Origin of the sequence: Thermosynechococcus sp. TG215 (assembly GCF_031583455.1) — a bacterium.
In the GTDB taxonomy this organism is placed as follows: Bacteria; Cyanobacteriota; Cyanobacteriia; order Thermosynechococcales; family Thermosynechococcaceae; genus Thermosynechococcus.
Genome location: NZ_CP134178.1, coordinates 1,398,535 through 1,410,498, shown reverse-complemented (window position 1 = coordinate 1,410,498; position 11,964 = coordinate 1,398,535). Strand labels below are relative to the sequence as shown.

The 11,964-nt window shown below is 52.8% G+C and carries 13 protein-coding genes; 4 read left to right on the top strand and 9 right to left on the bottom strand.

Going from position 1 to position 11,964, the window contains the following annotated elements:
- Positions 1 to 55 precede the first annotated feature (55 nt).
- On the top strand, positions 56 to 352 hold the full coding sequence (locus tag RHJ02_RS06775) for a hypothetical protein (protein WP_310438333.1): 297 nt from the start codon (positions 56 to 58) through the stop codon (positions 350 to 352).
- Here the strand turns inward: RHJ02_RS06775 and RHJ02_RS06770 are convergent.
- Together RHJ02_RS06770 and RHJ02_RS06765 are read right to left on the bottom strand one after the other, a co-directional pair.
- Positions 349 to 777: a hypothetical protein gene (locus RHJ02_RS06770; protein ID WP_206199508.1), complete on the bottom strand. Its 429-nt coding sequence runs from the start codon at positions 775 to 777 to the stop codon at positions 349 to 351. The genes RHJ02_RS06775 and RHJ02_RS06770 overlap by 4 nt on opposite strands.
- Positions 778 to 810: 33 nt before the next feature.
- Positions 811 to 1,143: a DUF760 domain-containing protein gene (locus RHJ02_RS06765; protein ID WP_206199507.1), complete on the bottom strand. Its 333-nt coding sequence runs from the start codon at positions 1,141 to 1,143 to the stop codon at positions 811 to 813.
- A 138-nt stretch (positions 1,144 to 1,281) separates the two neighbouring features.
- Between RHJ02_RS06765 and ebsA the strand changes: the two genes are divergently transcribed.
- Together ebsA and RHJ02_RS06755 are read left to right on the top strand one after the other, a co-directional pair.
- Entirely contained in the window at positions 1,282 to 1,656 is a 375-nt protein-coding gene (gene ebsA / locus RHJ02_RS06760; protein WP_206199506.1) for a type IV pilus biogenesis protein EbsA, read from the top strand.
- Between the two features lie 45 nt (positions 1,657 to 1,701).
- Positions 1,702 to 2,769: a phosphotransacetylase family protein gene (locus RHJ02_RS06755; protein WP_310438334.1), complete on the top strand. Its 1,068-nt coding sequence runs from the start codon at positions 1,702 to 1,704 to the stop codon at positions 2,767 to 2,769.
- On the opposite strand, the gene RHJ02_RS06750 is transcribed toward RHJ02_RS06755, so the two are convergent.
- The 3 genes from RHJ02_RS06750 to corA form a co-directional block, all read right to left on the bottom strand.
- A complete protein-coding gene (locus RHJ02_RS06750) occupies positions 2,766 to 3,833 on the bottom strand; it encodes an esterase-like activity of phytase family protein (protein WP_310742796.1) in 1,068 nt (355 codons plus the stop codon). The genes RHJ02_RS06755 and RHJ02_RS06750 overlap by 4 nt on opposite strands.
- 9 nt (positions 3,834 to 3,842) lie before the next feature.
- Positions 3,843 to 4,745 (bottom strand): Tic22 family protein, encoded by a 903-nt coding sequence (locus RHJ02_RS06745; protein WP_206199503.1) that lies wholly within the window; start codon positions 4,743 to 4,745, stop codon positions 3,843 to 3,845.
- A 220-nt stretch (positions 4,746 to 4,965) separates the two neighbouring features.
- Positions 4,966 to 6,156 carry a magnesium/cobalt transporter CorA gene (corA, locus tag RHJ02_RS06740; protein WP_206199502.1) on the bottom strand — a complete coding sequence of 397 codons (1,191 nt, stop codon included), beginning with the start codon at positions 6,154 to 6,156 and terminating at the stop codon, positions 4,966 to 4,968.
- A 156-nt stretch (positions 6,157 to 6,312) separates the two neighbouring features.
- Between corA and RHJ02_RS06735 the strand changes: the two genes are divergently transcribed.
- Positions 6,313 to 7,191, top strand: a complete 879-nt coding sequence (locus RHJ02_RS06735; protein WP_310800058.1) for a 4-hydroxybenzoate solanesyltransferase — start codon at positions 6,313 to 6,315, stop codon at positions 7,189 to 7,191.
- On the opposite strand, the gene RHJ02_RS06730 is transcribed toward RHJ02_RS06735, so the two are convergent.
- The 4 genes from RHJ02_RS06730 to RHJ02_RS06715 form a co-directional block, all read right to left on the bottom strand.
- Positions 7,181 to 7,915: a 2-phosphosulfolactate phosphatase family protein gene (locus RHJ02_RS06730; protein WP_149818073.1), complete on the bottom strand. Its 735-nt coding sequence runs from the start codon at positions 7,913 to 7,915 to the stop codon at positions 7,181 to 7,183. The genes RHJ02_RS06735 and RHJ02_RS06730 overlap by 11 nt on opposite strands.
- A 19-nt stretch (positions 7,916 to 7,934) precedes the next feature.
- The gene (psb32, locus tag RHJ02_RS06725) at positions 7,935 to 8,621 is read right to left on the bottom strand and encodes a photosystem II repair protein Psb32 (protein ID WP_310744382.1); all 687 of its coding nucleotides are present in this window, start codon (positions 8,619 to 8,621) and stop codon (positions 7,935 to 7,937) included.
- A 101-nt stretch (positions 8,622 to 8,722) separates the two neighbouring features.
- On the bottom strand, positions 8,723 to 9,115 hold the full coding sequence (locus RHJ02_RS06720) for a CHAT domain-containing protein (RefSeq protein ID WP_255521427.1): 393 nt from the start codon (positions 9,113 to 9,115) through the stop codon (positions 8,723 to 8,725).
- Between the two features lie 623 nt (positions 9,116 to 9,738).
- Entirely contained in the window at positions 9,739 to 11,811 is a 2,073-nt protein-coding gene (locus RHJ02_RS06715; protein ID WP_310800057.1) for a glycosyltransferase, read from the bottom strand.
- Between the last annotated feature and the right edge of the window lie 153 nt (positions 11,812 to 11,964).

The following is an 11,964-nucleotide window of genomic DNA, read 5'->3' as shown; positions in this document are numbered from 1 at the left end:
GTTTTGCTAAAGATTAACTGAATATCGCATTTAGAGTCATTCACAGTGAGCAATAATGGGCTACCGTAATCGCGCGATCGCCATTCTCTTAGCCTTGGCCGGCATCTTTCTCCCCGGACTCCATAAGTTTTATTTGCGCCAACCCCTGTGGGGTGGCGTTTACCTCATGCTGGGGCTACTCTTTTCGACGGTGCCCTACGGTTCTCTGGGTAGCATTGCTCGCATTGCCTGTGTGATTGAGGCCGTGTGGTATTTGTTTCAGGGAGCCGATGCCTTTGATGTCACCTTCAATCCTGAGATTAGTGCCGTCGTTCCGAAGCTCCCTGCGTCTCGTCTTGAGGAAGCGAATTAATACCGCCAGTAGCGACGACCCTGCCAAAAAATCCCCACGGCTGTGCCAATCAGGAACACCTCTGTGAGTGGAAAAAATAGGGGGCGCAGTCCCAAGGTACCGCTAAAAAAGCTCAAGAACACACTGGCCATTAGGACACACAGAAATAACGCCCAGAGGGTGCCGCTATAGATCGGCGCTGGGTTAAACCACACCTCCAAAGAGATCACTGCCACCATTCCAAGGCCAATGCTCAGACCAAGGCGGACTAACAGACCCAAAGGAGGCTGAAGTAGGATGATCAACGCCTCGCCGACAGATGCGACGGCACCGGCAATATAGTAAAGCCCCGTATCAAACAGCGCTGCAAGCAGGGCAACAAGAAGACCTGTGGGCACCAGCGATCGCCAAGGCAGTGCCTTAAACTGTTGCCAAGGATCGGACACAAGCAAGACTCACAATAAGTATGTGGGTAGAACCTAGGGCATAGGTAAATCGCCGAGGCTCATTTCCAGTTCCATGCGCTGTTCTATCTGGCGCAGAAAATACCCCGTCATCATGGCTGAGGCCAATAACCCCGCAAGGTTGTCGCGATCGGTGGCAATTTGGACATTAAAATCCTCGGAGGGAAGGCCGCCCACGAGACCTTGGACATTCTGGCTGATAATTTGGCGAATTTCTGGACTGACGGAACGGGCAATACGGGTCAAAACTTCTGGCGATTGGCTTTGCAGGTACTTCAGGAGCAGATTGGGCTGCCCATCATCCGTAGAAGACTGGTAGAAATTAGCGTTTCCGGGATCAAAAACCATAGGCAGTGCTCGTTAGTTATGTTAACTATATGTTACCAAACCAAAATGCGCTACTAGAGCGAAGACTCCCGTGCTACCTGCTCTACCTGTAGAATAGACCTCAGCACTCGGTGAGACTGAATACACAAGGATTCTTGCATGACCGCCCTCGATCAGCTTCAGCCTGCCAACCCCCGGGAAGTCAATATCTTTGCCCCCTATATGCGTGCTGAGAAACGTCCGCTGCTGCCCTTGGGCATCGCCCTCTACCGTTTGGGGAAGTTGGAGGGACAACGGGGGATTGAAGGCGGTAACAATGTTGATTTTATTGCCACATGGACAATCGCCAATTTGCCGGCGGATTTATCCCGTTGTACGGTGACCTTTGATAATTCGCCTGATCTCCAGTACGAAATGTCCATCACCACGTTTGAACTGGTGGATCATCTCATTGATGTAATTATTAACTATAAAAAACATCGTATTGCCGATTTTTCAAAAGCGTTTTATCGTAAGCTGTTACGGCTTGACTAAGGATAGCGTGTTCAGGGTTGGGGTTGTGGGAGGAGTAACTAAACGGTGGCGAAGCATTTATTAATTGGTTCCATTGTGCCCTATAGCGGTAAGTCGGCAACGGTTTTAGGCTTGGCCAAGCTCTGTCGCGATCGCCATCTGCGCATTGCCTATGGTAAGCCCTTGGGCACCTACCAACCCGCTACCGAGAGTGAAGACACTGAAGCCGATGTCAGTTTTTTACAGCAAACCCTCAACCTAGAGAATGTGCGACCCACATTGCTCACGCTGACGCCAGAAGTGATCAAGGCACGGCTGATGGGCACAGATCAGCAGGATTATCGCCAAGCCCTAGCAGCCTATCACACTATCAATAGTGAAGACTTGGTGCTTCTCGAAGGGCCAGCCACATTAGCCGAGGGGCGGCTGTTTGATTTGGGGTTAGCTCAGATGGCAGCGGTGTTGGATGCACCCATTTTACTGGTGGTGCGCTACGAGTCCCCCTTGGTGGTGGAATCGCTCCTCCTCGCCAAGTCGGAATTGGGCGATCGCCTATTGGGGGTGATCATCAACGATATTCCCCAACCCGAGGCCCAACCCTTGCCTGCCATTCGCCACTATCTGGAGACCCATCAGATCCCCGTTTTTGGGATGTTGCCCCGCAGTCAGCTGCTGCGCAGTGTCAGTGTCAGGGAATTGGTACGCCAGTTAAATGCGGAAGTGTTGTGCCGCCCGGATCGCTTGGATTTGCTGGTAGAAGAACTCACCATTGGGGCAATGAACGTCAGTGCTGCCTTGAAGTATTTCCGTAAAGCAAACAATATGGCGGTGATTACCGGGGGCGATCGCACCGATATTCAATGGGCGGCCTTGGAGACCTCCACCCACTGTCTGATCCTCACGGGGCATTTGCCGCCTTCCCCTGCGATTCTTGCCCGTGCCGAAGAGTTGGAAATTCCCATTCTCTCGGTGGACTTAGACACCCTAACAGCCGTGGAAATTGTGGATCGTGCCTTTGGTCAGGTGCGCCTCCATGAAATCGCTAAAGTCAAATGCGTCGAACAAATGATGCAGGAGCATGTGGAGGGCGATCGCCTGTTAGCACAACTGGGACTCTTGACCGTTGAGGCCTAGCGCTGGAAGGTTAAGGCAAAAATCAGGACTTGGGTCGGCGTCTTGCCATCAAAGTTGTTGTCGCCAATGATGTAGAGCGATCGCGCCCCATCGGCCAAGGGGGGACCCAAGCTCATCCCCTCCAAATTGGTCAAGGGAATCCCCAGCGTCTTGAAATCCAAAATCAGCCGTTTCTGCACAGGGCGGAGAGTGCGCAGATCAACCGGTAACGTGGCCATGCCAAGGGTATCTGTCGCCCCTGCCAAGGATACTTCAAAGAGCTTGATGCCATGCCCTGCTCCCGGACTATAGGTGCGCTCCAAGCTCAGAAAATGGCCACCATTGTCAAGGGCAAGTAGCTCCACGAGGCCATTAAACACGGCCTCTGAGGGTTCCAAGGGATAGAGATGCTCCGCCACCAACACAGGGGCAACATCCCCCCGCAGGTAATGGAGCAGGCGGCAGTAAATGGGGATATTGGGGCGGACATCTTGGGCAAGGGCCGATTCAACGCCGACAAACAGGCGATCGCCCGCCGGCGAAAGCGTCAGTGCCTCAAAACCGAGATTATTGCGAATGCCCTGCTGACCATTGGCGAGATAGTACTTGGGCATAGGGAGAGCTGCAATGGTTCGTCCATTCGCGCGCTCAAACTCTTTGATCCAAGGGGGGCTAGCCGTGGCCGTTACCCCTTCACTGCTAATTACAAGGTGCCCCTCAGGCGTCAGCGCAATCCCCTCAGTGTCGGCAGTGTTGGGCGGATACACCTCACCATTAGGCTGCTGGAGAAAGGTTACGTCCTTGGGGGTAATGGTTTCGGGAGTGATTTCGAGGGTGTAAAACCGAGGTTGCTGGCGATCGTCACTAATGGCATAGAACTGCTGTTGACGCGGATCGTAGATCAAACCCGACAGCCCCCCCACCTCGGTATTCTGCCACTGGCTGCCAACGGCTAATTGCACTTCGCCACGAAATTCCACCCCGACATTCAGAAACAGGCGCTCCTCTGCTCGCACTTGAGGCAGGGCACATCCCCACAGGAAGCCAAGGAGCAGAATTGCCGTTAGCAGGTGTCGCCAGGGCATGGGTGTGTCTTAGCGGTTGCGGTTTGTGCCTTGACCGCCCCCCTGTTGATTTGGGCGCTGGGGAGACGCGGGTTGATTCGCTTGATTGGGTCGCTGGGCATTATTGCCACCGCTCTGTTGCACGGCAAACTGAATCGCCTCAGGGGTTTGTACCAGTTGAATTTGACCCGCCACAGGATCGTTGGTGCTCAACATGGTTGCCACCAAATTATCCAGCATGACGACGCGAATCCCGGTATCCTTGGCCAGTTCAGGACGCTGCTGGCGGGCTTGATCCACTTCCCGTTGGAGTTGGGTTTTATCAAAGTAAAAGGGAATAAACCGCTGGGTGCGGGTCTGGCCGTTTTCGCGCATTTGGGCTTCAATGGCAATGGGGTTGCCTGTTTTGCTATCTGCTAGGAAAAAGAGGGGGGTACCGCCCATGAACGGCCTACCATCCTTGGTGAGAATTTTGCCATCGCGTTCCACTAGATCGCCACTTTGTTTGAGCAGATTCACCGCTGCTTCCAGTTGTGGTCTGGAGGGGATAATGTCCACACCAATGGCAGGATTTTTTTGGCTTTCGAGGGCAATTTTCACCGCCCCACTGAGAGCGGCTGCCGAGACCCGCGCCACGCGACCCACATCCGGTTGCTGGGTTTTAATGGTGTTCAGGGCAGTTTGGGCATCCTGCTGATTGACAAAGAAGGTAAAAACTTGAATTTTCTTGCTTTGATCTTGGGGATTGGGCATCTCAAAGGTCAGCGGTTCCCCCTTATCATTGGTGATCATAAAAATGGGCACATTGTTGAGGATGCGCAACACTTGTTCTTCGGGCAAGGCAGTGGCAATGTCATAGCGGCTGATGGCGGGTGCTAGCCATAGGCTACTCACTAACCCTGCCAAAACACCCAAGTGTGCCAATCTTTTCATACAGTCTCCTAATTCATGCTTGATTGCAGTCGGTTAACTCTCCCAATCCCATTCTTCACGTGTGGAGAGAGGGGCGATCGCCCTGTAGTACCTAACTCACACCAAAACTTATGCACGTAACAAGTGAGTATTTTTACATATGAAGTACTCCCTTTGCTTTCCCACCCTAAGCCAATTTGACGCAAGGGACAAGGGGCAAGTTTCTAAAGTCGATGGGGAACTAGCGTTCAGTATCTAGGGAGCCTATACTGGTGCTGCTTTGGAACCAGCCCTTGCGCCAGAAAAAGAAAAATAAACTGCCCGCCACGGTAAGCATGACCGCCCAGCAGGCTGGATAGCCCCAATACCACTCCAGTTCAGGCATATTCCAAGGGGAGGTATCGGGATCAAAGTTCATGCCATAGATACCGACAATAAAGGTCAGCGGTATGAAAATGGTCGAAATGATCGTCAGAATTTTCATAATTTCGTTCATTTTATTGCCAACGGAAGAAAGATACACATCCATCAAACTGGCCGCCAGTTCACGGTAGGTTTCCACCATATCTAGCACTTGAATGGCATGGTCATAGCAATCTCGTAGGTAGATGCGCACTTCCTCGGAGAGAAGGGGGCTGGGATCGCGAATCATGGCATTGATGGCATCCCGTTGTGGCCAAATGGCACGGCGCAGCGCCAGTAATTCGCGGCGCACTTGGTGGACTTCTTCGAGAATGGCGCGACTAGGACGGGTAACTACGGCATCTTCTAATTCCTCAATGCGCTCGCCGTAGTCTTCTAGAACCGGGTAAAAGCCATCAATAATGGCATCCAAAAGGGCATAGGCTAAATAATCGGGGCCATAGCGACGAATGATGCCGCGACTGGTGCGAATCCGCTGCCGAACCATGTCAAAACAATCCCGTTCGGGTTCTTCTTGTACTGTGAGCAAGAAATGCGGCCCCAAGACAAAGCTCACTTGTTCAGTATAAAAGCCGTGTTCATTTTCCTTGGGGGTGACCATGCGGGTAATCAGCACAAGGTAATCGTCATGATCCTCAACTTTGGGGCGCTGGGGGACATTGACAATATCTTCAAGGACAATGGGGTGCAGGTGAAAAACTTGGCCAAGTCGCCGCATCACGTCTTCATCGCCAATCCCTTGAACATCTATCCAACTGACGGAGGGACTGCTGAGGTAGGGGCCACATTCTTCCGGCGTTTCTAAAACGCGACGGCTGGCCTGATCCGGCTGATAGTCAATGAGAATAATTGTCGGCGGTGGCGCATCGGCCTCAATACTGAGGGTACCGGGCATGGCGCCGGGTTCATCAAAGAAGTAATCTTCGAGATAGTTATCTTCTTCCTCGGCGGGGGGTGTGGGGTCTGGCGGGGCAGCACTACGGAAAAAGTGAAAGGGTTTTCTGGCCATAAAAGGGGAAATCGACAGAGTGCAAACGGGCTAACTAGAAACCTAGGGCAAATGGGGCGGCAACGTCCCAAAATCGCCTGAAAAGTTAAGATTTTTAAGTGTAGTGGCATTCACGGTGGGAGCGGTGTGGTGAATTCTCAAGTTTCGAGAACCTCAGTGCCAACTTGGGTGGCCATTGCCCAACTGTTGCGGTGGCATAAGCCTGCGGGTCGTTTGATTCTCCTCATTCCGGCGCTGTGGTCCTTAACTTTGGCGAGTGAGGGCTTGCCGTCGTTGCAGTTGCTGCTGATTATCACGGTGGGGGCGATCGCCACCAGTGCGGCGGGCTGCATTGTCAATGACTGCTGGGACCGCAATATTGACCCCCATGTGCAGCGGACTCAAAACCGCCCCCTAGCCAGTCGCCGCCTTTCCCTCAGTGTGGCCTTGGGCTTGATGGTGATTGCCTTCCTCTGTGCTTGGGGATTGACGTTTTACCTCACTCCCTTGGGGTATTGGCTGGCGGTGGCCGCAGTGCCGGTGATTCTGCTCTATCCCTTGGCGAAGCGAGTCTTTCCCATTCCGCAACTCGTTTTGGCAGTGGCTTGGGGGTTTGCTGTCCTCATTCCTTGGGCAGCGGTACAGGGACGCTTAACCTTGACCACCGCGTGGTTGTGGGTGGCAGTGGTGATGTGGACATTGGCCTTTGATACGGTGTATGCCATGCCCGATCGCCCCGACGATCGCCGACTGGGGGTAAATTCCAGTGCCTTATTTTTCGGTGCCTATGCGCCCTTGGCGATCGCGCTATTTTATGGGCTGACGGTGGTGTTCCTGATCATTGTTGGCTGGAGTGCGGGACTCACTTGGCGATTTTGGCTGGCCTTGGCCGTGACCACCTACTTTTGGCTGCGGCAATCTCTACAAATTTATACCCACGAACGCCGTGACACCCAAACCACAACGCTCCCCATTCAGACCTATGGTCGTTACTTCAATGAAAATGTCTGGTTGGGCTTTTTGCTCTGGGTGGGGATGTGGTGCCCTAGGCCTTAGTCAAGAGCTTGGGGGAAACCTGCCACGGCACAATGGCCAGAATATCCACTTGGGCACAATATTTGAGATCGGCTTCATTGCCAAGGTTGAGCAGGCGCTGCCCGTGGCTGGAATGGTGAAAGAGGGTCAATAGATCATCTTGGTAGTAGCGGTACAAAGCAGTGGCAGCAATAGTTTCGTCATTACCCGCAAGGGCTTCGAGGGGGGCATCCTGCTGACCCCAGAGGTGATGAATCAGCGCGCCAGCACAGACGGTATCTTCGAGGGAATAGCTACCTTCCCAGCCCGAACCAACAATCCAGATGGTTTCCGGTTGATGTTTTTGGACAAACTCGGCAACGGCAGCACGGTTGACAAGGGCGGCGGCAAGAACGAGGGGACTGGCTTGAATTCGCTCAAGGGAACGGGTGCCATTGGTGGTGCTCATAAAGAGGCGACATCCTTTTACCCGCTCTGGCAAGCATTCAGCAGGAGAGTTGCCCATGTCAAAGCCAGCAACTTTTTTCCCACCCCGTTCACCAACGCGAATCCGCTTGGCTGCCGGCCACTGCTGACTCACTTGTTCTAGCTCTGCTAGATCACTAAAGACTTGAACGGCTTCTGCCCCAGCCGCAAGAGCAGTGGCGATCGTAGTGGTTGCCCGCAGGACATCAACAGCAATGGCACAGTCGGGTTGCCAGTCGGCTGGTACACGCTCTGGTGTGTGGTAGGTATAGATTTTCATAAATGGAAGGGGAGCTTGGCTACGATGATCCTTGATACATAAAGTATGTCACCATTGGGATCACTGTAGCGGCGATTAGCAGGGCAACGACGATAATTGTGGCGGAGCGATCGTCGGTTTCCTCTTTGCTCTTGTAGGTTTTCTCGACAACCACTTCGCGTACTACGGGCGGGCCTGGATCCGGTTCGCCTTTGAGGACTTTCGCAAGGCGATCGACGGTGTCAAGGACTGATTGATTGTAGTTGCCATCCCGTAGGGGCACCCGCATCGTTTCTTGGACAATACTTTCGGCAGTTTCAGGATTCAAGCGTTCGGCCACGGCCTCGCCATAGTGAATCGCTGTGCCATTGGTAACGGTATCGAGGGCAATGATCACCTGATTGGCTTGGGACTCAGGATCGGGAAACCACTGGTTAAAGAGGTCATCCACAAAGCTCTGGGGGGTTTCACCATAGTCGAGGCGGTGCAGTGTAACTACATGAACATTGATGCCCGCTGCCTCGGAGAGGTCTTGGAGCGATCGCCCGACACTGCCTTGGGTGACGGCACTAAGCACATTACCTTCATCAACGACCCCGGCCGCTGTTTCCGGCAAAGGGATATCGATCGCGCTGGTTGCCCAGACGGGGGTGACCCACAACGTACTAGCGAGTAGTGCCAGCAAAAGATAGCGAATGCCGTTTTTCCAAGCCACTTGCCAATGCATCTGTGCTTAATCCTGTATCTCTCAATGCAATTTTCTCAGATGTTGCTTGCAAAAATAAATTTTCTTCTAACAAATCTTAAAACGATGGCCAGAAAATTGCTTTACCAAGGAGCGCCCACGAGTGTAAAGCCTGCCCAAAAATAAGGTGCTTGGAATCTTGAATATCTCAGAAGGTGTAATTGAGCCTTTTGCAGAGCAGCAACTTTACTAGCAGTGTGGTGCAGATGGCTATAGAAGTGTTCCATGAGTTCTAGGGTACCCGCATCACTCACTTGCCAGAGGCTAGCGACGGCACTTTTGGCACCCGATTGAAGGGCAAGACCCGCAAAGCCTAACTCCGCGCGATCGTCTCCCAGAGCGGTTTGACAGGCACTCAAAACCAGCAGTTCGAGAGGGGGTTGCTCTAGATTAAGTTGGGGGAGGTTTTGCAGCGTGACTGTTTCACTGCCCCACAGTTGAATAAAGGACTCTTGGGCTTGACCGGGGCGAAACAAGGCATGGGTAGCCAGATGAACGATGCCATCAGATCAGCTTGCGACACTGCTGGCACAGTCAGCAACAGTGGCTCTCCCTGTAGAGAGGTAACTAAGAGCTTAATCTCGTTGGCCGTTGGTACCAAGTGCAAAAGAGCTGTGCGCCGACCCGTACGCTTGGACATTTGCCTGAGAATGCGCTGAATGGCAGAGGGATTGAGTCGCCGACTAGTAAATTGATTTTGAAAATAAACTTCATATTCCCGTTGCCAAGTGGCCTCGCGACCTGTGAGAAATTCCCCTGCACCAGCGGGTAAGGCACTTTGAGCAATGGACTGAAGAGACAGCACCAACACCAGAGCAATACAGATTCGGAGGAGGTGTCGGTGCATCTTTAGTGTTCCAAGAAAGTGTTGTCGCTCTAGCCAAGCTATATCTTAGCCAATGCACCATTCAAGTGTTTTTTTCAGAGGAGAGACAGTGACTGCCAATGCAGAATTCAACACTGGACGATAGACATTGAGCCAGCGAGTAATGGTGGACTCGTTGCGATGGAGCAACTAGGCAATTTGTGGACGGCTTTTGGATGGATAGTCCCCTCGTTTAAGACCTATAAGCTTAATGTTACAAAGAGCTGGCAAAAATCATTTTTCATTGGCATAGCTATAGGCTCGATGCCACGCTTTTGCCTGACTAGGGCGGGTGATCCGCATCCAGTGACGACTCAGGGGAGGCGAGATGAGAGTGTGCAGAAGCAGCCACAGGGTTTGTAATTCACTGGGGGCTTTTTGCCATTGCCAACGGTTGGGTTCACAAAAAAGTAAGGTGACCAATTGGCGGTATTGAGCCAAGGTCAGGGGGTCAAAGTAAATCTCTAGGGTCGTTGGATTGGGCATATCAACAACTTGGCCGCTGAGGTCAATGCCTGCCTCCAAAAGCCGACAGGTGAGGGGTACACCCATTGCGGAGGGGGGGAGGGGTTGATGCAGATGCACGATCGCCCCCCCTTCAGAAAGGCGAATTGTCGTGCCCCACAGGGCAGTGGTTTGATCCCAAGCGAGATGGAGTTCAACGGTTTGCTGGACATTGAGCCAATCATAGGGATCGGGGCGGGGGCGTTCGATGAGGCTGTAGAGGGCAAGGGCGAGAATTACCAGATTGTAGAGGTTCCAGACCCAAGCCAATAGTAGCCCCTTGGTGTGTAATGCCTGCCAATTTAATACAGCAGCCGCCACAGAGAGAAGAAAAAGCACGAGGAGCGGTGTCGCTAGGTGCCACTGAAAATGGTAGCGATCGCGATAACTCCCCTTGGGAGTCACCCAAAAGCCGCGACCAAAGGGACGCAACAACGTGTCAATCACTGTCAATGTCAACGGCACACATTGAAGAACCGCATAAATATCAGATACCAAGGCAGAGCGACTTTGACCATTGAGCCAGCGGAATGTACTCAACAGCAGCCAGTAGTAGGGCACAAAATAGTAGAGCCACTGCCGCAGGGTGGTTTCAAGGGGGACGACACCCCAAAAGGCGGCAATCAAGGGCAACAGCAGCAACAGCAAACGCATGGGACTGTGAAACCATTGCGTGATCCCCTCTAGGTGGGCAAGGCGCTGAAGCCCAGTGAGATTGGGTACCCGCAGTGGACTTGCCACAATGAATAATCCTTGGAGGGTGCCCCGTGCCCAGCGTTGACGTTGACGAATATGCGCCGTCATGTCCTCTGCACACAAGCCCGCACTGAGACTTTCATTCAGGTAAATCAACCGATGACCTGCTGCCGCCAATTGAATTCCTGTGTAGTAGTCCTCGCTGAGGGATTCAGTAACAAAGCCGCCAATGGCATCGAGGGCCGATCGCCGCACCACAAAGGAACTGCCGTAGCACAGCGCTGTTTCAATGCCATCCCGCAGGACTTGATAATGACGGGAGAAGATTTCCACCTCTTGGGGTAGGTGATCCTCGAGGCCAAGGTTACGGGCAATGGGATCGGGATTGTAAAAGCTCTGGTAGGTTTGGACAAGGCCAATATCAGCGGTCTGGAAAAAGCCCACAGTGCGGGTGAGAAAATTTCGAGTGGGAACAAAGTCAGCATCAAAGACCGCAATCAGTTCACCCTTGGTCTGCGTAAGGGCATGGTTCAGGTTGCCCGCTTTGGCATGGCGATTGTCTGGACGGCTGAGGTACTCACAGCCCAGTTCACAGGCCAATTCCCGTAGGGCAGGGCGACGGGTATCGTCAAGAACATAGATACGTTTGTGGGGATAGTCGAGGGCTTGGCAGCCAACAATCGTGCGTCGCAAAATCGTCAGGGGTTCATTGTAGGTCGGAATAAAAATATCCACCCAAGGCTGATAGTGGCCACTTTTGACCGCAAGGGCAGCAGCATCGGCTTCAGGGCGACGGTTTTTAATGTGCAAGAGGAGGTAGAGTTGCAGGCCATAGCCCGCCATCATAAAACCTTCAATCGCCAGTAGGAGTAGGCTAAAGGTGGCCTCTAGGGGAGTGCGTAGATTGAGGGTAGCCAGCGATCGCCACAGCAGATAATGCAGCATCACGGCCATTAAACTGCCAACGACAATGACCCGCGCCCACTGCTGCTGCACTTTCCCCCAGCGCAAAACAATACTGCTGAGAAGCACCATCAAGCACAATGGCCAAAAAATCCACGGCTTGTCCAAGTGTTCAATGGCGAGCCAAGCAGGGACAGGGGGCATCGCTGGAGCCTCAAGCAACTGAATAGTAATGTAACGAAATGTAAACCAACCATTGGACAGGGACAATATTTCCAAGGTTCCCCGCAGTAGCGATCGATCGCCCCCAGCCGTATGTCAGGATCAAAATCACCAAATGCTGATCTAATGCTGATC

Excerpts from the sequence above, each read along its gene's own strand:
- RHJ02_RS06775 (WP_310438333.1), top strand. The coding sequence starts at position 56 with ATGGGCTACCGTAATCGCGCGATCGCCATTCTCTTAGCCTTGGCCGGC.
- psb32 (WP_310744382.1), bottom strand. The coding sequence starts at position 8,621 with ATGCATTGGCAAGTGGCTTGGAAAAACGGCATTCGCTATCTTTTGCTG.
- RHJ02_RS06745 (WP_206199503.1), bottom strand. The coding sequence starts at position 4,745 with ATGAAAAGATTGGCACACTTGGGTGTTTTGGCAGGGTTAGTGAGTAGC.
- RHJ02_RS06750 (WP_310742796.1), bottom strand. The coding sequence starts at position 3,833 with ATGCCCTGGCGACACCTGCTAACGGCAATTCTGCTCCTTGGCTTCCTG.
- corA (WP_206199502.1), bottom strand. The coding sequence starts at position 6,156 with ATGGCCAGAAAACCCTTTCACTTTTTCCGTAGTGCTGCCCCGCCAGAC.
- RHJ02_RS06715 (WP_310800057.1), bottom strand. The coding sequence starts at position 11,811 with ATGCCCCCTGTCCCTGCTTGGCTCGCCATTGAACACTTGGACAAGCCG.
- RHJ02_RS06730 (WP_149818073.1), bottom strand. The coding sequence starts at position 7,915 with ATGAAAATCTATACCTACCACACACCAGAGCGTGTACCAGCCGACTGG.
- RHJ02_RS06765 (WP_206199507.1), bottom strand. The coding sequence starts at position 1,143 with ATGGTTTTTGATCCCGGAAACGCTAATTTCTACCAGTCTTCTACGGAT.
- ebsA (WP_206199506.1), top strand. The coding sequence starts at position 1,282 with ATGACCGCCCTCGATCAGCTTCAGCCTGCCAACCCCCGGGAAGTCAAT.